At 56.4% G+C, this 20,051-nt stretch carries 12 protein-coding genes; 5 read left to right on the top strand and 7 right to left on the bottom strand.

The features are described from left to right. Positions 1 to 5: 5 nt before the first annotated feature. Together HARCEL1_RS12465 and pglX are read right to left on the bottom strand one after the other, a co-directional pair. Entirely contained in the window at positions 6 to 2,006 is a 2,001-nt protein-coding gene (locus tag HARCEL1_RS12465) for an N-6 DNA methylase (protein WP_108383903.1), read from the bottom strand. A 61-nt stretch (positions 2,007 to 2,067) separates the two neighbouring features. Next, on the bottom strand, positions 2,068 to 6,390 hold the full coding sequence (gene pglX / locus HARCEL1_RS12460) for a BREX-5 system adenine-specific DNA-methyltransferase PglX (protein WP_108383902.1): 4,323 nt from the start codon (positions 6,388 to 6,390) through the stop codon (positions 2,068 to 2,070). Between the two features lie 164 nt (positions 6,391 to 6,554). Between pglX and HARCEL1_RS12455 the strand changes: the two genes are divergently transcribed. Then, positions 6,555 to 7,127, top strand: a complete 573-nt coding sequence (locus tag HARCEL1_RS12455; protein WP_108383901.1) for a hypothetical protein — start codon at positions 6,555 to 6,557, stop codon at positions 7,125 to 7,127. Next, positions 7,124 to 8,134, top strand: coding sequence for a Kiwa anti-phage protein KwaB-like domain-containing protein (locus HARCEL1_RS12450; protein ID WP_108383900.1), 1,011 nt, complete (start codon positions 7,124 to 7,126; stop codon positions 8,132 to 8,134). Before HARCEL1_RS12455 ends, HARCEL1_RS12450 begins: the two co-directional genes overlap by 4 nt. 14 nt (positions 8,135 to 8,148) lie before the next feature. Here the strand turns inward: HARCEL1_RS12450 and HARCEL1_RS12445 are convergent, their stop codons facing one another. The 5 genes from HARCEL1_RS12445 to HARCEL1_RS12425 form a co-directional block, all read right to left on the bottom strand. Further along, positions 8,149 to 8,793, bottom strand: coding sequence for a hypothetical protein (locus HARCEL1_RS12445; protein ID WP_108383899.1), 645 nt, complete (start codon positions 8,791 to 8,793; stop codon positions 8,149 to 8,151). A gap of 61 nt (positions 8,794 to 8,854) precedes the next feature. Further along, positions 8,855 to 12,697 carry a hypothetical protein gene (locus HARCEL1_RS12440; RefSeq protein WP_108383898.1) on the bottom strand — a complete coding sequence of 1,281 codons (3,843 nt, stop codon included), beginning with the start codon at positions 12,695 to 12,697 and terminating at the stop codon, positions 8,855 to 8,857. Then, complete coding sequence (locus HARCEL1_RS12435; protein WP_108383897.1) at positions 12,694 to 13,275, bottom strand: BREX protein BrxB domain-containing protein; 582 nt, start codon at positions 13,273 to 13,275, stop codon at positions 12,694 to 12,696. Before HARCEL1_RS12435 ends, HARCEL1_RS12440 begins: the two co-directional genes overlap by 4 nt. Beyond that, positions 13,272 to 16,982 carry a hypothetical protein gene (locus HARCEL1_RS12430; protein WP_108383896.1) on the bottom strand — a complete coding sequence of 1,237 codons (3,711 nt, stop codon included), beginning with the start codon at positions 16,980 to 16,982 and terminating at the stop codon, positions 13,272 to 13,274. The genes HARCEL1_RS12435 and HARCEL1_RS12430 overlap by 4 nt, the downstream gene beginning before the upstream one ends. Then, a complete protein-coding gene (locus tag HARCEL1_RS12425; protein ID WP_233357353.1) occupies positions 16,979 to 17,746 on the bottom strand; it encodes a BrxA family protein in 768 nt (255 codons plus the stop codon). Before HARCEL1_RS12425 ends, HARCEL1_RS12430 begins: the two co-directional genes overlap by 4 nt. Before the next feature lie 468 nt (positions 17,747 to 18,214). Between HARCEL1_RS12425 and HARCEL1_RS12420 the strand changes: the two genes are divergently transcribed. The 3 genes from HARCEL1_RS12420 to HARCEL1_RS12410 all read left to right on the top strand — a co-directional run bounded on the left by HARCEL1_RS12420 (position 18,215) and on the right by HARCEL1_RS12410 (position 20,035). Continuing rightward, the gene (locus HARCEL1_RS12420) at positions 18,215 to 18,793 is read left to right on the top strand and encodes a rhomboid family intramembrane serine protease (RefSeq protein ID WP_108383894.1); all 579 of its coding nucleotides are present in this window, start codon (positions 18,215 to 18,217) and stop codon (positions 18,791 to 18,793) included. A 133-nt stretch (positions 18,794 to 18,926) separates the two neighbouring features. Then, positions 18,927 to 19,337, top strand: a complete 411-nt coding sequence (locus HARCEL1_RS12415) for a hypothetical protein (protein WP_108383893.1) — start codon at positions 18,927 to 18,929, stop codon at positions 19,335 to 19,337. A gap of 53 nt (positions 19,338 to 19,390) precedes the next feature. After that, on the top strand, positions 19,391 to 20,035 hold the full coding sequence (locus HARCEL1_RS12410) for a hypothetical protein (RefSeq protein ID WP_108383892.1): 645 nt from the start codon (positions 19,391 to 19,393) through the stop codon (positions 20,033 to 20,035). The last annotated feature ends 16 nt before the right edge of the window (positions 20,036 to 20,051 follow it).

Raw genomic sequence — 20,051 nt, 5'->3', positions numbered from 1 at the left:
TCACCTCACACGAGATCCTCGATCTCATTTTCAAGCGCCTCACGCCGCCGCTCATGGTCTTGAATCTCTTCTTTGAGAGAGCGAATCTCCGAGGCTTTCTCTATGATTTCTGAGTCTTTGAAGTCGGGAACGAGAAGCTCGCGTAAACGCCGTAGCGAGATATATGGAATGCTCGAACCACCACGCATCATTTCTAACTGGTCTCGGCCAAGTTCTGAATCAATGTAGGTTGCATAGACCAACGCAACGTCTGGGGACTCAACTCGGATGACAGCCCAACTTGAGGAAGGAACAATAGCTTCTCTGGGTGCATGAACGACAGATGGAGACCCCTTTACGGATACAAGAACATCACCAATATCCGCAATTACATTTGCTTCTTCTGCAGGTATATACTCTTCTGGACCACCATCGTTTACGTCCTTGGGGCGTAGGAAAGGAACTGTGTTCGGAGTCTGCTCCGTAGACGATTCTGAGGGATTAATCCCTGATCGGATATCATTGGCTCTATCCCCAAGTTCAACAATATCCAGCTGGGTGTAATTATCATTAATTCGTTCAACAATTTCTTGTCTACCAATAATCTCGCTCGGGAGGAACGACCCCTCGCGTAACTCTCGGATTTGCAGTGATGGAGTGGAAGACTTCAAGATATTATCGACGGATCTTGCCAGTCCCCGCTCTGCGTCTGATTCTGAAACGATATCATACTCAACTTCAGATGAGTCCTCAGCAGGTTCGTTGACAATCTGGATAATTGCAGTCGGGACAGCAGTGTGCTGAAAAACAGGCTTATTCACTTCGATTATGGTCGAAAGTCGGTACTCGTCCGTGATCAAGTCACGGAAATCTGCCCACTGACGCTTGAATAAACTTCCTTGAGGAACGGCAACGGTAACTGTGCCGCCTGGTTTCAATCGTTTAAGCGACTCTCGGATGAACAATTCTTCGGCATTCCGGACATGGGACCCATCCGGTTGCTCGTAATGAAGCCCGAATGGTGGGTCAATAACAACTTTATCGAGATCATCAGGAAGAGTAGAGCTGTTGGATTGAGCAGCCTCCAAGAAATCAGCCACAGTGTACGATACATCGACGTCGTGGACCGCACTGAGAAAGAGACCACTATTCACAGCCTCAGGGTTGATATCGACCGCCAAGACGTCGGCTCCTCGATGGGCAGCTTCACGAGCAACATTCCCGATTCCCCCCGCCGGATCCAGAAAGAGATCCCCATCAGCAGGCCTAGCAAGGTCAACAAGTGCATCAGCAACGCGAATCGGTGTCATCGATGCAGAATCTGAACGGGATGATTCGACGAGTTCCACGAAAGCCCGGGCAGCACTTGGCTGAATCGCACTAAGGTTCACCTCCTCGAAGGCCCGGAGAATCTGACGATGAACCTCAACGTTACGGGGGGCAACGCTTGGTGTGTACGCCGAAAACCGATCTTCAATTTGAGAGTCTTTTTCGTCAAGCCACCGTTCGTCGATAGCTTGAATATCGATTTCCTCCCCATGCTCGTTTGCTATCCATTTTCGGAAGAGTGCGTGAAATAGCTGGTAGGAATATTCATTCTGGGGCATCTGGTCGCGCAAAATATCCGCAGCACGCCACAAGCGGAATTCGAGTTCTGCCGCTGATAACATCTCTTCGAACTCGCTATCCCGGCTATCTGGGTAATCCGGAATCTCTCGCTCCACTTGTTCTCCATCATATTCAGTTAGTTCGAAAATATATTCTATATTGTCTGAAATTAGAGCTCCAAACGCGACATCTGCTTTATTTAACATCCGTTTGAGAGACTCGATATCTTCACGTCTCCGGTGCCGGGTCCTCATGGAACTAACGTTGACCAAGACGAGCAGATCTCGACTGTCTTCATGGCGGATCCCAAAATCAGGTCTAGCGGATGTATGTAGCAGTTCTGGCTTCTCAACGATACGGTTCTCGTCGTACTGTTGGTGCAGGGTGTCCCATGCCTGCTCTCGGAGTTCCTCTTTCATATCCTTGACCGGGTCCGGTTACTACAAAGAGCTTGGTTCTGACCTCTCAAATTGGACCAAGTTATAATACCTTATTTTCAATTATCTCTGGAACAACACTCTGCTCTGCAAGCGGTGTGATGTTGATCACGACGCCGTGCTTATGGTTCGGCTGGTAGCCGGCCGTCGTAATCTCCGACAGCGCCCGATCAGACCAATCGGAGGGAACCTGTTTATCGACGGTCTGGCAACGGTCGTCGATCTCCTCGGCCAGCGCCTTGAACTCCGCTAGCGGCGGTAAGTCATCGACATCGTCGACATCTTCATCGTCCGCAACCTGCTCGAGATACTCCTCGTCGATTATGGACGCATCGTTGACTCCCGTCGCAAGCGAGGCAAGCATTCGTTCGTCCTCAGTTAGATTCTCGAAGGGGCCCCCATCGTCGTTCAGCAAGTCGGCACCCTCTCGCTCGAAGTAGTAGGTCATGAAGAGGATGCCCGTGCTGGAGTAGTGATCCGAACCCTTGAGCCGCCAGTTGAAGTAATCGAAGAGGTCCGCGAGATGGGCCTCGACTGACTCGTCGCTGGGCTCGGCGTACTCCTCGCAGGCGTGTTCGAGTTCTTCGAGGGCGTCCAGCCACTCGTCGCGCCATTCGTCGACCTTGTCCCAGAAGCCATCGGAGAAAGTGTCCTGGAACCACTCCTCGCCGTTCATCTCACGGAGTTCGGCGAGCGTGTCGATACGCTCGGCGGTCTCCTCGCGGAACGCGGCGACCTTGGGTGCGAGTTCCTCGACGAGTTCGCGGTCGTCCGCGTCGAAGTCCCGCTCGTTGGTGGCACCGAGTTCCTGCATCACCGCTTCGAATTCGGCGATCTGTTCGAGGGCACTCGAACAGAACTCGAACTCGTCGGTCGCATCGGCGCGGTCGCTCGTCGAGAGTGACTCGTCGTTCCGGCGCTGGTTCGCTGCCGACAGGCGGTCGCGGAGTTCGGCCTTCCGCGGTTCGAGGTACTGGTTGCTCAGGCGGTCGAACAGGCTGGCGTCGAACTGGTGGTAGTCGACGAAGCACGCGAAGCCCTCGCCTTTCGCGTCGGCAAGGAGGCGTTCGGTGCTGAGCTTCCAGACGATGGGCGTATTCTCCATCGTATCGACGTGGTAGGCGAAGAGGTCGTCCTCGATGAACGACCGGAGGTTGGGATATGCCTCGTCGCCGGCGGATTCGGCCCCGAGGATGTCGTCGACCTCGACGAGGCGGTCTTCGGCGTACTCACCGTACGCGTCCTCGAACCGCTCGACAATGCGGTCGAGCATGTCTGCCTGGTTTTCCGCGCCTTCGAGTGGGATGATGCCGTCATCTTCCTCGCGGACGGCCTCCATTGCGAAGTGGTGGACGAGGTCTTTGACCTGCTCGTCGAGATTGTCAGGGACTTCGGGGACAGATTCAGGATCGGGGAATTCTCGGTCTTCTGATGACTCGGACGTACGGAGGAAGATTTCTTGTTCTGCCTCCTCGCGTATATCCGGACTCAGACCAAGGAGGTCAAACACCAAAGCGTCCATCTTCGATGCAAGCTTCTCTATACGACCCTCCAATCTCAGTCGTTTCTTCTCCCACTCTCTGGCAGATTTCTTTAGATCCTGTGGACTTCCATCTGGGAGATCTTTCTGAGTCGTATCTATCGTTTCTAGATGTGGGTGGCTGTAGTAAAACTGAGTAGATTGATTCGGAAGAAGAAGCGTTGGCCCTTCATAATATGGACTTGTGGGGTCTCCGCTTCGCAGCTGAGTTATAAGTTCGTATTGCTTTCTTGCGTATTCTGCTAACTGGCTGTTCTCTTCAAGAGCATCTTTCCAAGGAAGTCTGCCCAACTCTCCGACATTCCAATGTCTTTCAATTGTAATCGAGATTATAAGTGCGTGATATAGATTAGAATTCAGAACAGCCAGCATACTCCACAGGGATCTGTCCCCTCGCGGGAACAACATTGACCCTGCATAGTCGAAAAGACCGTCTTCAGGGAAGTAGCCGAATCTACGGCCAGTCTCCTTAATATACGTCCAAGTGAGCCCTTCCCTGCCATAATACTGTTCGTTCCGTACTAACGAACCAGAAGTCCGTTTTATTTCTTTTCCGGAGTTCCAATATGCTGTTTGAGTTGTGTGTGGCTGTATCCAAGCATCCGACCCACCACGTGAAATCGGACGGTAACCTTCTACGCCTATTGTTTCCCAGTGATTTCGGAGAAAACGGTCATTGTTCCCCGAAGAGAGGCCCTGAACTGCATCAGCGATGTTTTCTCCATCAATCCCTGCCCGTTCAGCGTCAATTTTTGTCTCAGTATCGTGCAAAGCCCGGATTTCCTCCGGCGTATAATATGAAATCGGAGATCCGGGAACCTTGGCAAATTCAGAAATATCAATTTCAAAGAACCTCTGTATATCTTGGCCAGATGTGTCGGATAGAATCTCATTCAGGTAGACATTCTCTTTTTCAGAACCGTCAATATCATGAAGGCGTATAAATCGACCAGTCATTTCATCTTCTTCCTCTACTCCTGTTTTGATAACAGTTCCAACAGTTCGGACTGTCGCATTATCCAAAACTCCGAGACCATATTCAGCCAAAAAGTCCACACCTGCCCCTCTTCTCAAGATGCCTTCCCGGAAATCTTGCAGAGTCCGTTTGAACATAAACGACCGCGGCACAAGCATACCGATACGACCGTTATCTACCGACAGATTTTCGCATATTTCATAGAAATTTACATAGAATTCTGGCCTGAATTGATAATTCTCTTCGACATATTCCTCTACAGAATCGGGCATGCGATTCTGCGACCCGTATGGAGGATTCATCAGCGCCACGTCATGGTCTTGTGCTAGAATATCTAGTAATCGGACGAAGCTCCGCAAGTCTTGTGCGAGAAACGAATCAGCCTCTCGATGCTCCTCCACAGCCCCATGTAGACTGTGGAGCACCTGTCCGAGCGTGTGACTCTCCCGTGGGTCGTCACCGAGAGTCAACTGGATACCGCCGACATCAGCGTCGTCTTCGAACAAATCGCCGAGGGTGCCGCGTACGTCAAGCAGGCTGCCGAGACCGTGGACTTCCTCAAAGGCGTCGAGAATGCGGTCAAGCGCCTGCTGCACTTCTCGGTCGTCGCCAGCCACCTCGTCAAACACCTTCTCGACACCCTCAACATCGACCACTTTCGCGTCGGCACAGACGATGCCGACCTCCGGCATATCGAAGCCATTCGCCCCCTCCGCTTCGGCACGCGTACGCCCCTTCAGATAGAGGTTGAACGCGGCGAGTTGGCAGGCCCGCATGTCGAGGTCAACGCCGTAGAGGTTGTTCCGCAGAATCTCCCGAGGAATCTCGGCGTGGTCGAGGTCGGTCTCGGCTCGGTAGATGCGCTCCAGCACGTCGAACGCGTACAACAGGAAGTGTCCACTCCCACAGGCTGGGTCGATGACGCGAATGTCTTCGGGGCCGTCGAACTCCGGTGGCTCCCCTTCCTCTTCAGATGGAACGAGATAGGTGCAGAAGTCCGCGATATCCGGAGATTCGTCGGGGGTGAGCGGGCGGTTCTTGCGCTCGTCGGGAGACATCGAGTCCTGTCGCTTGACGGTCTCCTGTAGTGCCCCCCTATCTTCGAGATAGAGTTTCCCGAGAGAATTGTCGGTAAGCATCCGCACGACCCAGTGCGGCGTGTAGAACTGGTTCGCTGCCGGCACGTCTTCGGGCTCCAGCCCCTCGCGGTCGCCCTTCCGACGCAGATCGTCGAGGAGTTTGATGTTGTAGTATTCGTAGACCCAGCCAAGCACGTCGTCGGCACGCCAGACCTCGTCAGAAACCTCGTCGAGCATCCCACAGAGGTCTTCGTAGGTGTCGTCGTCGGGATCGATCAGACTGTAGGCAGTCGACCGGTCGAAGAGAATCTCGATTTCCTCGGCGAGGTCGTCGCACGCGTTCCGGTAGGCGTCGAGGACGGCTTCTTCCTCGAGCATGAACTCCTCGGTGACCAGTCGGTCGGCTGCTGGCGTGAGTCCATCCTCACGGAACCGAGTTACCTCCTCGTCGATGAAGTTCCGAACCTCCATACAGCGGAGGGCAGCGAGCCGGTTGACGATGGTGTAACCGACGCCCGTGATATACTGCTCGTAGCCGTCATCCCAGTCATTTCCGTCGACGGCTTCCAATTCGATGGCCTCGACGAGGTCTTCCTCCTCGTCGCTCAGGGACGCGTCTTCGTCGGGACGCTCGTCGAGGTCGTACGCATCGAGTTGGTAACGAACGTTTGCCTCGACGCGCTCGCGCATCTCGGTGACGATGTCTTCGAGATGTTCGCGCTCTTCCTTGTCGAGCTGGGCCTTCCGTGGTGTGGCAGAATTCCCGTCCATATGAAGGTCAGCGATGTCTCGTTGAGAACCACGGGAGTGTCTTGAAGATTGTCTATCAACGCCCTCATCCATCGCTGATAGAATCGCTGCCTACTTTCTGAAATCTTGATAGAAGAATTGATACAAAAGTCACTTTGACTTCCGTATAGAATCTATTGCACCTAATGGGGCGCATACCGAGTTGGGCTAAGGTCGTCCTTTTCCTCAGTTCCTACAGCCCGCTCTACATCATTGTCGCACTTCGCGCCCACGACGCCGTCCATTCGATTCTGGGATACCGGCTTGAACCAGTCGCTGTCGGCTTTCTCGAGTTGTCCTATCTCTCGATTGGTTCCTTGATTTTGACTGTTGTCAGCGTCGCCTTCTTGACCATCATGATCCGGATGAACCGTACGCGTCAGGGCCAATTGAGCGAGATCGAACAGTACCGAAATCGGTCGGACATGTTCACGGAATATCTGTTGGTCTATATCTTCCCGTTCATCGTCTTCGAATTCGCTAACGTGTTCGATGTAGCGGCATTTCTGGTTTTGTTTGTCACGGTCGCAGCGATTGTGATCCGGTCTAATCGTCTCTTTGTCAACCCTGTGCTGGTCGCCTTCCGTTACCGAGTTTATGAAGTCGAGACAGAGCAAGATAAACGAATTCTTCTAACCAAAGATCGGCTGGATGGCAATGACATCACAATCAACACCGCAAGAATTAGTAGTGAAGTGTATATCACTACAAGGCAATGAGTTCAGCGAGCCGGAGCGACGCTCGAGATCAATTCGACAGACTGGTCGATTTTCTCCGACGGATTGAGATCGTCGATACCAACGAACTCGGGATCGATCTCCTACTGGCTCGTTTAGACGAAGGTAGCGTTGAGGATTACGACTACAAGTTCGAGCGCATCTCGTTAGATCAAGAGATTCCCGAGGAATTGGAGGGGCTGTTTCGCGAGAAGGTCGAAAGCAAGCGATCCGCACTGGAAAATGAGAGCATCCGTTTCTCGGAATACAGCCTCGAAAATCGCGATCGGGATCAGACCTTCGTCCAGTACGAGTTTTCCGACAACATCCCTCAGTTCGACAATTTCGGACGGTTGCTGGAAGGGCAGCGGTTCAACCATACCACATACACTGAACCACCTAAACCGGAATTCCAAGCAATCCGGTTGCGTGACGAGGATAATGATGAGATGGCGATTGCGTTTCTCCACTACAGTCGGCGGCAGATTATGGGGAGAACTTCTTGGACCCGCATGAAGGTCGGGAGTGAAAAACACAGAAAGGTAGACGAATCCCTAATCTCCATCCCCGACCGTGTCGATGCCGTCTACTACGACGATTTGATGTACATCTTCAACCAATCCAAGTTTGAGAAGGTCTTCGACTATCTGGCCGAATATGAACGCTGCGCCGACGAGGTCATCGACGCAATTGACGACACTGACATTCCCTTCCACGACTTCGGGATGTTCAAAGATGCTGTCTATGGAAACAACCGGGTTCTCCGGCTAATGTACAAGGTTCACGAGCGAGGGACTTACGAGGATTTGGACTCTGACGATGCGAAGTACATCCGGGACAATTTCGACACCGACGTGAAGTTTGAAGAGAACGATGAGGGAGAGATGGCGGTTAAAATGGACGACAAGCGGGATGTGTGGGCTGTACTTCGCTTCTTCAACGATGATCACCTTGACTCGCCACTCACAGACGAGCAGTACATCTCACTCTCAAAGCAAGACGCCGGATAGATACCATCAGGTCGCTACCCCTCTCCCACGTCTGCCGAGTCAACCCGAACGACCAGATGCCGAAAGGTTGGATTGTTCCGGACGGAAATTTCGTCCCGATAGCTGTAGTCTGACCACTCCATCTGATATCGACCACTCAATTCGATCGGCGCAGACATGCCGTTGTCTTCAATCCAGTCTCTACGGTCACGCCACTCCAGTGTTCCCTCGACGGTCCGCCCCTCGTGAATTCGGAATGCATCGTGGAGGGCCTCGTACGGTTCTGATGGCTCCGACCAGTAGTTCGAGTCATTGGTCAACACCACGACGTACCCGTATCGCCCCTGCTCGTTCACGATGTTCTCGATGCGTTTGATGTCCTCAAAAATCCAATAGTGAGCACCCGATTGAGCGCCCTGTGATGCGAGTGTGAAAGATTCGTTAAATACATCGTCTTCAACTGTCGCAGCATCAGTCTTGTACTTGAGTTCGACAGGAATTGTCACGCCGCTCCGCCTGATCCCGATGTCAACTTGTGCTTGCGTTGCTGGCTGCCATTCTAACCGGACGCGTTCGTCCCCATACATCTGAGCCAGCTCAGCGCCGAGCGAGAGCTTGAAATGATCTTCAGAATGATGAATTTGATCGAGTTGCTTCAGCGACCATTCGATGTCGACCATAGTCGGGCAGACAACCACGACCGACTAATACTTTTCAACATGGCGAATCGTAGTGGTTCGATCATTCGAGAGATTCGATCAACACAACTGAGCCATCGTCGAGAGCATCCATCGTCTCCCGAATTTGCTTCAACCTCCCGTCGCCGCCATCAAGCAACTGTTCGGCAGCATAGATCAACTCCCGCACACGCTCATCACCTGGTGGGCTGTCTGCTTCGACGGCAGCGACAATGTCTTTGGTCGTATCGTGGTCCGGATACTCCGACTGGAGTTCACTGGCCAATTTCTCCAATCGTTCGTCGATATCAAATGGTTTCTCGGCTGCCTCAAGCAATTCCTCGACCTCAGTAATGGACGGCGGTCGTGACTGGGCAAGTGTCTCCTCCACGTTACTCGTGACCGGGTGGTTCGGATACTCCTCATCGAGCCGCCTCGATGCGTCTTGAAGCTGCGACCAGAGACTGGCCTCACCGTCGGGTGATTCGAGGAGCTCTCGTGCCTTCGAGTATCGCTTGGCCTGCTGGACGACCGTCGGATCAACGAGTTTCTCTTCCGAGAACGAGTCGCCTTCCCACGCCGTCTCGAAGAGGGCGTACAATTCATCGATGGTTAGGCCCTCGAATTCGACCGAGACGCGGTCACCAATTTCCTTACTACTCGCGTCGTGGGCAAAGAGCCACGTCGTGAGGCTGGAGACGACGCTCTCGGGCGCCTCATCGGCCGGCGTTTCACCGGTTATGCGCTCGTACTGCTCCCGAACAACGCGCTGTCTGTGGACGTCTGCCTCGTGGATCAATGTCTGCAGTCGCTCGGCGTCGGGCACCTCGCTACCGCCGGCAGTGCTCTGCATATCGCCGGTGACGTCCGCACCGGGATGCAGCCGCTGCATCTCGGCCGTCCTTTCGCTAAACCGATCCCAGAGCGTCTCACCGTCCTCGTCCGGACGGAACAGCCCCCTGGCCCGAGCGAACCGTTCGGCTTGTCGCTCGACCGCATCGGTCGCGAAGTCTTCGGTCTCGAGCGCCTCACCGCCGAGTGCCTGTTCAAGAGCGTCCTCAAGCTCATCCAGCGACGCACCCTCGCCGAACTCTCTGCTGACGCCCCGAAAGACGCGTTTCACGAGGACGCTGTTCTCCTTGACCCATTCGGCCAGCCCAGAGAGCCACGCGTCCGGGTCGCTCCCCTCCGGGGACTCGTCCATAACCGTCCGGACGGTGTCCCGAATCTGGTCGGGATCGATGCCCTCCAAAGACTCGAAGCGAATCTGAACGTCGGTCAGATTCGTCTTGTTCCTGACCGCCCGTCCGATCTCCCCGGGTTCGGTGATGTACTCGTCGTCGCGCCGGAGCGCAATCTCGTTGGCCGTGGCGAGTGTAATCAGTAGCGCCGCGATAGACTCCCGCGGTGTCCCACGGTAGTTACCCCCGCGCTGGACGGTCTGGGCGAGCAAGTCCTCACCACGGAGCGACTGGGTGTTCTCGTAGTCGTCGATGACCTCCTGACACCAGCCGTCGGCGAGTTCTCCCCGATCGGTGTCCACACCGAGAGTGACGGCATCCTCACTCGACAGCGGCCAGTCGTCGACACCGCGGAAGAACCGCGCCATCTGCTTCGCATCGTCGACCTCGGTGATCCCGTTCGTCAAAGCGTGCCTCGTCTGGCCGAAGACCGACTGCACCTGACTCGTCACGACCTGCTCGAACACGTCGCCGTAACGACCCCTCGTGTCACCAATTCGGACGTAGACGTCGGCTTCCTCGAGTTGGTTACGCACCGTCGACTCGAGCGCACGCTGATCGTCGCGGTGGTCGGACTCCAAGTCCGGATAGGTTTCCGTCTCCTCCGAGAGGACTTCTTGCATCCCCATCACGTCCCGCAGACGCTCGACCGTCGACTCCGAGACCTCCACGGCCACGAGGACGTGCTCGCCGCCGTCCTGCCCCTCGTTGGTCGATTGCCACGCGTCCACCTGATCGGTTACCGTGTCGGGGCGATCGGCGACAAGCCGAATGCGGATCGCATCGAACTCCGGAGTAGGGGCCCGCTCGATCGGATCGAGGACGGAGTATTCCAACCGGAGCGGTACCCGACGCTCGCTGTCGAGGTCGACCTCGTGGCGACTGCCCTCCGAAAGCAGGTGATCGTTTCCATCCTGCAGGTACGTCTCCAGCTTGGCCGACAGCCGGTGCGACGAGATTTGCTGGGCACGTGTCTTCGCTCGTGTTAGGATGTCTTCCTGCTCCTCGGAGACGAGCAAGTACTCCTCGTCGCCGCGGTCGTTCGTCTCGGTCAGTACTTTACGGTCCTCGACGAGGTCTGCCAGCGCCGATTCGACGTCGTCTTGGACGTCTCCGAGTGACGTGTCAGTCGACCCAACCATCAGCCGGGCGAGGTTTTCCGGCGTGGATGGCACCTCCGAGCGAACCTGATTCAGGAGGTATAGCGCCTTCGCGACCCGCACCGAGAACGTACCTTCATCCCCATCTGCGGACGGGACGAGCTTGTTCTCGACCATCTCCTGCACCCACAGCGGGACATAGGTCGTCTCCTCGACCAGCAGGTCGTACAACTCGTCCCACGTGACGAGCGCCCCGACGGACTTCTCGCCCCACTCGAACCGGGTGAACAGCGACCGCACGAGGATGAGCAGGGCCCGGCCCTGTACGTACTCCTCCTCGGTCACGCGACCCCGCGGCATCAACTGCTGGATCACCGTGCGTAACAGCCCGAGGTCGTACTCGCGGAACGGATACGACTCGACGGCATCGGGATCCGCGCCCGTGATGTCCGCGTACGTATCGAGCGTGAGGTCGGAAAGCTCCTGAACTGTCGCGTCGACCACCTGTTCGCTGTCGCCGTCCTTCTGGAGCCATCGTTTGCGGACGATGATCTCTGTGTCAGCCCCCTCCAGTGGCTCCTGCTCGCCCCACCACGGCTCGTTGGTGACGTCGGAATCCTCGAACTCCCCGTGGATGCGATCGAAGGGATACTGTCCCGTCCCGACGATGGGTGGGTTCGGCCCCGTCACAGGGTTAGTCAGGGCCTCCATCGTCTCTTGGAACTCCCGGTAGCGGTGGCGGCCGTCGCCGATGAACAGTGCCACCTCGTCAAGGCCGATCAACAGCTCCGTCTCTGTCTCGGGCGTACTCAGCGCCGCCTGCGCCGCCTCGATCCGGTCGACGAGTTCGTCGGGGTCGAACTCGTCCGGGTCGACCTCGTCGATGGCGTCGTCGATCGAGCGTTTCACCTCGTCGCTGGAGCGATACGGCGAGTCGTCGAGTGTGGGAACGGCTCCATAGAGCCAGCTTCGCAGCGAGGCACGCTCGTCGTACACCTCGTCGAACGTCCGCCCGTCGTATTCGATCTCCTGAAGTTGCTCCCAGCAGTCGCCGTGATTCATCTCCAGCTGCCACGCCCACTCCAGCAGCCAGTTTGGATCGGTCGGATACCCGAGTTCCCGACCGATGGCTTCGTAGATGAGGTAGGGGAGTGGCGGCTCTTGTGATGCGTCTCTGTTGAGGAGGTTGAGAAAGACCGGCTTCAGGCGGTCGACGTGAGAGTCCGCGATGCTCTGTCTGAACGACTGAAAGCCCGGCCACCGGCTCGCCAGCTCTTCGCCGAGATCGGCGAACTCCGACTCGGTATCCGCGGCGAAACCGGCGAGTTTCAGGAGGTGGGTCTTCCCCGATCCAAACGTCGCGGAGATGTACAGGAAGCGCGGTTCCTCCTGGGGGTACTTGTCGACGAGATTCCCGAGCGTCGTGAGAACACTCCGTGCGCTGTCGGTTTCGTAGAACTCGCGCACGTCGTTCTCGGCCTGCGCTCTGGCGTTGACCTTCTGGACTTCCTCGAGTTCGCGGGTCGGTGGCTGCTGGAAGATGTCGTGGATTCGGTGGTCACTCATTGGAGATGCACCTCCTCGATACGACCGTCGATCTGGTGGGCGGGATAGTAGTTCCGCGATTCCTCGCCGAAAAAGCTCAACTTCCCGCCGACGATGTCTCCGGGGAACGGAATGCCGATCGTCGACTGGACGTTGCGACGGTCGAGTTCGTCCAGCAGCTCCGAGGCCCGCGTGAAGGGATAGAGACTTCCGAGATGGGTCAAGACGACCACGTGACGCTGCTGATTGGGAGCGGAAATTTCTTCGACCATGACCTCGACCAGCTCTTCGGCGAGTCGATCTTGCATCGTGTCCTTGATCGTTGCCGGCTCGGTCTCCTTGCCGAGGTCAACCGCGAGATCGAACACCTCGGTCTCCACCAGCAACTCGTCCAAGCGGAGAACTTGGACGGTACCATCTTTGGGGAACTCTTCTGTTTCGTGTGGGTTGTCAGCCCACTCGACGAGGCGGTTGGCGACGCGTCGCTCGTATTTCGGCTGGACAGGGACGATTACGAACGGGTTCCGGATGCCGCGTCTCCCGTCCGCGAACCGGGCGAGTCGCTCCGTGAAGTCGTGGAGCGGTCGCTTGCTCGTCATCGGACGATCACCCCCGTTTCTGTCCGCTCGATACTGAGATCGCGCCGTTCGGCCAATCGCTCGAGTTCAGCGTCCAGGGACCCCCGATCAGACGGAAGCACACCGATCGCAATGACATTCGACGGTAGCTGGTCGCCGACGACTGTCTGCAACTGTTCGAACGTAGCCCGAAGTTCGCTGACCCCACTGCTTGTGACCACGCGGAGAGGCTCCGTGTCGACAACCGTGTCCGTCGCTCGGATGAGGGCATCCGCCTCGGTGCCCGTCGTACCGCCAGTCACGGTATCGATAGCCCCCGAAATGTCTTCGTACCACGATACAGCACGGCGAAGCGGCGTGATGTATTCGTTCCCGAAGGCGGGACGGACGTTCGACCCGAATTCGCTCGGTGGTCGTATCCACGGGTGGTCATCGAGTTCGCTTACGAGCGCATCGACGTCAGTCGAGTCTCGGAACGCCTGCCACGCATGTTCAATGGCGTCGTCCAATGACGGCGAGACAGTGCGAGCATCGTTGAACCGGTCCCATCCGTCGTGCGTCCACCACTCGTCGTCGTACTCAGCAATAGTGTCCCGAAGCGTCCGGCTGGCAGTTTCGCACTCGTCAGTCAGCCAGTCGAAGGACTGTCGAGCGAGAGTGAGCTGGGCATCGAGTTGTACAAGTGCCGGCAGGCGGAGGTTCCACACCTCCTTGGCGTCATCATACCACTCCTGGGCGGCGTTAGTGGCTTCGACGACCCGCTTCCAGTCGGTGTCGCGGGACTTGACAGCCTCGTGGCGGTCGTAAGCGTCCTGTTGCTTGTCTTCAAGAGCGTCGACAAACGAATCGAGCAGATTCTGAATGTGTTGGGTCTGGACATCGCTTTCTGCGACCAGTTTCACGTCCTCGATGAGGCTCCCAAGGCGGCTGGCCAGCGTGTCGTTCGCAGACTGGAGCCTGACCATTCCGTCCGGGATCGTCTCCGTCGAGTCGATGAAGCCACCAGCCTCGAGTACCTCGCGGACGCCACTCCCTCCTGCAATCTTGAGGCGCGTAGTCATCAGTTCGTTTAGATCGATGACCGAATCGAGTTCGAGAGAATCCCCTGTCTCGTCGACGGGGAGGAAGTCACCCTTGCGACAGAGCCCCCAGATGATGGCACACAATGCTGGCCGGGTATTGCCATACACTGCGAGTTCAGAGGTCTTCTGACGCTGCTGATTTTCCTTCTCCACAATCCCGTCGATAATGGTAGTCATCGCGAGACTGCCGTGGCTCTGCTTCAATTGCTGGCCGGTGAATGCCCGCACGTTGTTCTGAATGGAACCGCCGTGGGTCTCCGGATCCTCAGTCGCAACCTCGATCTGTCGAGCCCACGCAGGCAGCGGGTCTTGGGCCGAGAGTCCTCGGAGTTCCTGGAGGTGCTCATCGCTAATCTGCAGCATGACGGGGTGGAAGTCGTCGGGATAGCGAACATCGACAAATTCTTCGACCGCAGAGGCCAGTCCACGAAGGTCAGTCCGATCCTTGACGGCAAACGAGCCACTCTTGAGGGTCTCGACGAGCTTGCTTCGGACGCGCGTCGCCCGATCCGAGAGATCACGCTCCACAGACTGCGGGAGCGTGTGGTCGCCGACGGCGGCCCTGAGCGACCACCACTCGATGAGGTTATCACGGAGATCTTCGAGACCGTCCCTGCTGATCCTCCATTCGAGCGGATTGCTATCATAGTCGACCTCCGATACCTCGGGTGACAATCCTTCGATGGCGACCTCGACATCGAGCGCGTCGTCGGCCTCGGCGGTCGTATCGAAAGCGATGCCGTCAACGCTGAAGTCGTAGCGAACAGGATACTGCTCGCCAGTGTTGGCGTACTCGACGGACGTTGGAAGTGAGAGATCGCGGACAACGTCGTCCCAGAGGTAGTTGTCGACGGACTCGATGATAGCCTCCCAGTCAGGGTCGTCGAGGTTCTGCTCGGCGGTCTCGATAATCTCCCGCTCCTCCGGGTGGGTGAAGGCGTACTTCGGCCCTGTCTCGTCGTGCGTGGGCCGAATGAATTTCCGGAGACGCTGGAGTGAATCCTCGACTCGGTTTTCCATTTGGAACTGAGTCGGGCCGTCGAGGTCGCTCAGTATGGCCACCGCAAGGTTCCGCTCGGACATGGGAATCGTCTCGGGAACGTGCTGGAGGAGCAAAACGGCCTTCGCGACATCCACGTCGAGGTCTTCCAGTTCGCCCTGTTCCTGTTGGCCTTCGATCTCCTCAATGACGGCAACGTCCTGCGGCGTGATGTCTTCGAGTTCCGGTTCGATGAGGTCGTAAAAATCGACAAGCGAAACGAGATGTGCCTCTTCGCCGACCTCGATCCACTCCTGAAGAAGGCCGTGGACGAGTGCCAGAATGGCCCGGGCAGTCCCTGAGAAGATCGACTTGGCTGGATCGCGGGCTTCCCGCCGGAGGTTCGAGAGAATGTCGAGGAACAGCGGTGGCTGATACGGGAGGAACGGATAGAACTCGACGAGTCGCTCGCGGTCGATGTCGTCAAGCGGCGGTTCGGTGTTCTGTTCGATACCCGAATACACGAGCAGCGTCTCTGGTTCGTTACTGGTGCGTTCGAGGACGCTTTCCGTTGCCCGTCTGCCGTCCCCGGTCTTCTTGAGCAGTCGCTGGGTCGAGATCTCCCCGACGTGTCTGCTCGGGAGTCCGAACCGGTGAGGGAAGCGATCTTTAACGATACTGAAGTCGGCCCCGCGAGCCGCAAACTGCGGTTGGACGTCCTCGATTTTGGCCTGTGCCGTCGCCACCAGTTGGATGTCGCCGTCACCGATCTCGTCGACGCTCTCGGCGAGTGTCTGTAACTCGGTGAGACGGTCGAAATCCGTCCCGATGAAGAGACTGACCTCGTCGAGGAGTAGAACGAGTTTGACCGGGTGACCAAGTTCCTCTGCGCGATCGCTCCGCAACTGTTCGAGGCGCTCGACCATCGCTTGCGGGTCGAGATCGGACGGCACCAAGTCCTCTAGACCATCCCCGGTGCCGGTTTCCTGCTCGAAGAGCGTGGGAAGAACGGCGTCCGCGAGGGCGTTGTACTGCTGGACGTCCTCCCAGCCGTACTTCTCGGGGCTGTCAACCGTACTCCGTAGTGCCGTTTGGGTGTTGATCGTCCGGTCATCCCATGCGTCGGTCGTCCGGTACCAGTCCTCAAAGAATGCGACGTCAAGCTGCGACGAGAGCCCCCCATCGACACCGGTGAGCCGTTCCGACGTGTGAGCGCTTCGGAGCACGATCTCGCTGAAACTCAGTTTCTTCTGGCCCTGATGCTTCAAGAGGTTCACCGAGATCGGAATGATCTCGTATTCCTCGTGGATCGATGACCAGATGGACTTAAGCGTGTCCAGCTCACGACCGTCGGTTAGCTGCTCCCAGACATCCTCGCGCTCTCGAAGCCATTCGCTATCCAGCAGGCCACGAAGCACGCTGAGGAGGTGACTCTTTCCGCTCCCGTAGTACCCGTAGAGCCAGTAGTTCGCACCCGACCGCATATCCTCGGAACGGCCGAGCAGGCGCGAAAAGAAGTCGGACATGAATTCCTCGGACTCCGCCGTCACGTGGTAGGTATCAATTGATTGCAGCCGGTGATCACGACCGTCGTCTTCGCGGTCAATGCGGACAGACTCCTCGAAATCGCTCCCGACATCGGTTGCGAACCAGCTCTCGTCAGTCATACTTTGCCCTCCCATGGTTCGGCCCAGTCGTATGTATCGCTGACCGGCTGGAGTCTCAGCTCACCGTGAATCCCACTCGCTTCCCAGTTTGAATCGTCGCTCACTCGTTCGGCCAAGGAGTCCCAGTACTGTTCCGATTGGAAGAGGTAGAGCCAGCCAGTCGGCTGGGAGAGCCAGTCATCCCCGTGGGTCTCCCACGAGTAACCTGACGCCACGAGTAGTGGCGTCGTTCCCATGTTGGGAATTTGCCCTCGAAGAGACTGCTGGGTATCGAGAACACCGATTTCTCGCATCACCGATCGGAGTCCTTCTCCCCATCGACGGGTCGTCGATTCCGCATAGTCAAACTCGCTTCCGTCGTCGTAGTGGAACTCGTTCAGAAGGCGATTGACCGTCTCCTGCTCGAAATTCAGTCCCTCGACACCGGATTCCTGAAGTTGGTCGACGTACCGGTGAACGGTGTACTTCACGAGTGGGTCGTCCTCCAGCAAGTAGAAGTACAGCACCTGAGCTTTGTCGCGCACCGTCTCACACTGGTCGAGGACGGAGGGGAGTTGGACGATAGACGGGAGTTCGCTACCAGCAGTCTTGAAACGGGAACTGAGAGCCCGGTAGATTGTTTTCGAACTCCCACGCGTGCTGCGCTCGTCGAAGCGTTCTTCAACCCATTTCTCTTCGACGACAGTCCAGTCCCGATGGTGGGCGTACAGCCGAGCGAGCGTCTCCGCTCTATCCACGAGGAGTCCGCATCTGGTGAGTGCCATCGACACCTCGTCGTGAGAATATGTCGAGCCAAGCGACGGTAGGGAAGTTCCCCTCCCGTCGGTGCGAAGAGTCATATATCATCTCGAACCATCCACACCACTTAGTTGATAGGGAAAAGCGGATCGAGGAGACCAGGTATCCGGGTACAGGTGCGCATCATCACCTGGTTTTGACCATAAGAGCCGAAGACCTACAACGAGTTCTCATTTCGCGTGTCGGCATCTACCATTTCCCACAGCGAACTGTTAGGTGGAATGCTTGATGAATGGAACCCGGTGGACAAGTGTCCGCGACGTGGTGAACTGGTGTGCGATAACGTCAAGCCGGGTGGGAAATGCGAGGGATCGTCAATCGGTGATACTCAAATCTATATGACAAAGGAATGCGCGTTCTTCCATAGCTAACGAAGTTTCGTGCTGTCTCGTCGATACCTGGGGATATATGCCGAAGATGAGTCATCGATATAGATGGTGACAATCAACGACGTTCCGTGGGTGACGTTTGCTCTCGCGACTGGGATGGTAGTTGTCTACTTCGTCTCGCCCGCGATCACGCCGTTGAACTATACGCTCCTCGCCCCGTGGATGCACGCAGGCTTCGGACACATCTGGCAGAATCTTCTCGTCTTCGTCGTTCTCGGTGCGTGGGTGGAGCATCGGGTGGGCTGGTTGCCCTTCCTCTTCTTCGTTGTGATGATTCCCTATCTCGCTCTACATCTCCCAGTCGTGTTGGAGTACGGTGAGTTGTCGAGAGGAGCGAGCGGGTTGACAATGGCGCTAACCGGATACGTATTTCCGGTCTTACTCGTCGATCTCGCCAAGCGGATCGAGTCCTTCGAGTGCGATGCAAAGGAGGTGGCCGTCGGACTCGGGATTTTGCTCGTTTTGGTCTACTTGAGCGTAGACTCGTGGATGACTGTACAGCGGTTCGTCGGCCTTGAGCCTCGACCGGGGGGCGTGTCGGTGTCGTCGCATATGACCGGTCTCGTTCTCGGAGTGCTGTGGTTCGGGTGGCGGTCGGTGCGTCAAGGGCTAGTGGATGCGTAGTAGGAGCTTGACCGGGAAAGCTACCCTACTCGCCGACCAGTACCAAGGTCAAGAATGTATAGTAGTGAGCGGGCAACCGAGTGGGAGACATCGCTCCCCGGTGCTATATTACATTCCGTCCGAAAGATGAATTATGGTGTCTGTCCTCGCCCTTCTCGCCGGCCTCTTCGCAGCTGGTGGCCTCGGTACGTATGCGACAAAGGTTTTCATCGTAGACCCGATTCAAGAATACCGGCAAGTTCGCCGAGATGTCTCACGGGATTTAGAATATTACGGGAACCTAATTGGGAACCCGGGGAGCGGCGAGTCAGATCGGATTGATGAAGCGGAGGAAACCTTCAGGAGTCACGCGTCGGATTTGAAGGCGACTATTGATGACATTCCGCTGTATGGGATTTGGGTGAGGGTGAGACTCGTTCCGCCACGGGATGACGTGTTGGAGGCGAAGAAGCAGTTGGTTGGTCTGTCGAACTCACTTCAACAGGGTCGGGTAGAGCGGAACGATGAGATGCGGAATAAGCTCAAGGATTCGCTCGGGTTGTAGCCGGTAGTATGTTCACCAATTTGGTTTTATCAGTAGGGGAAGTATCTTCGAATATGATCGACCCTGTCATCAATTTGGTGTCGAGATTCGATCTCCCGACCGCTGTTGTCTCGGTCATTCTGGGATTTCTGCTGAAGATGGTGTGGGACGTGGTCTCCTCGGGCCTAAAGAGGCGTCGGCAGGCCGTTCGTGACGACTTGGAGTGGTACCACGAGTTGCGAGCATTGGCCCGACGGATCGCGCTTGCTCACGCGGTCACGAAGACGTATACGGACAAGTTCGATGTTGACCGGGAAGAGATGGACATGCCTGATGTCGAGTCCGATTCGTCGATTCCGGAGGAGGCGGCTGAACACATGGAGGAACTTTTCGAGAGACATCAGGAGGCGGCGTACAACCGACAACTGGAGCAGATGGACATTCTCTACGATGAGTTACTCACTCACGTGTCGACGACGGATGTTGATTTGAGTGATGAGATGCGGGAAGAGATCGAAAATTTACTATTTCACACGTTCATGGGTTCGTTAAACAAGTTTGAGGTTCCCGAGGACAACAAGATGCCGGCTGAGAAGGGTGCGGAGGTAATTGTTGAGATGTGCGACGACACAATTGACGAGATGGAGAAGAGTCTGTCAGTCGGGAAAATAGCCCTGTCTCGACTTCTAATTCTGACCCGGTCAGTTACCAATCCTTAACAGACCAGTGGCTGAA

Source organism: Halococcoides cellulosivorans, assembly GCF_003058365.1.
In the GTDB taxonomy this organism is placed as follows: Archaea; Halobacteriota; Halobacteria; order Halobacteriales; family Haloarculaceae; genus Halococcoides; species Halococcoides cellulosivorans.
This window is presented reverse-complemented; position numbering and strand designations above follow the sequence as displayed.

Bases quoted from the DNA above. Each gene is read 5' to 3' on its own strand.
- HARCEL1_RS12425 (WP_233357353.1), bottom strand. From the start codon at position 17,746: ATGGCACTCACCAGATGCGGACTCCTCGTGGATAGAGCGGAGACGCTC.
- HARCEL1_RS12435 (WP_108383897.1), bottom strand. From the start codon at position 13,275: ATGACGAGCAAGCGACCGCTCCACGACTTCACGGAGCGACTCGCCCGG.
- HARCEL1_RS12420 (WP_108383894.1), top strand. From the start codon at position 18,215: ATGGTGACAATCAACGACGTTCCGTGGGTGACGTTTGCTCTCGCGACT.
- HARCEL1_RS12445 (WP_108383899.1), bottom strand. From the start codon at position 8,793: ATGGTCGACATCGAATGGTCGCTGAAGCAACTCGATCAAATTCATCAT.
- HARCEL1_RS12465 (WP_108383903.1), bottom strand. From the start codon at position 2,006: ATGAAAGAGGAACTCCGAGAGCAGGCATGGGACACCCTGCACCAACAG.
- HARCEL1_RS12410 (WP_108383892.1), top strand. From the start codon at position 19,391: ATGATCGACCCTGTCATCAATTTGGTGTCGAGATTCGATCTCCCGACC.
- HARCEL1_RS12415 (WP_108383893.1), top strand. From the start codon at position 18,927: ATGGTGTCTGTCCTCGCCCTTCTCGCCGGCCTCTTCGCAGCTGGTGGC.
- HARCEL1_RS12440 (WP_108383898.1), bottom strand. From the start codon at position 12,697: ATGAGTGACCACCGAATCCACGACATCTTCCAGCAGCCACCGACCCGC.
- HARCEL1_RS12430 (WP_108383896.1), bottom strand. From the start codon at position 16,982: ATGACTGACGAGAGCTGGTTCGCAACCGATGTCGGGAGCGATTTCGAG.
- pglX (WP_108383902.1), bottom strand. From the start codon at position 6,390: ATGGACGGGAATTCTGCCACACCACGGAAGGCCCAGCTCGACAAGGAA.
- HARCEL1_RS12455 (WP_108383901.1), top strand. From the start codon at position 6,555: ATGGGGCGCATACCGAGTTGGGCTAAGGTCGTCCTTTTCCTCAGTTCC.
- HARCEL1_RS12450 (WP_108383900.1), top strand. From the start codon at position 7,124: ATGAGTTCAGCGAGCCGGAGCGACGCTCGAGATCAATTCGACAGACTG.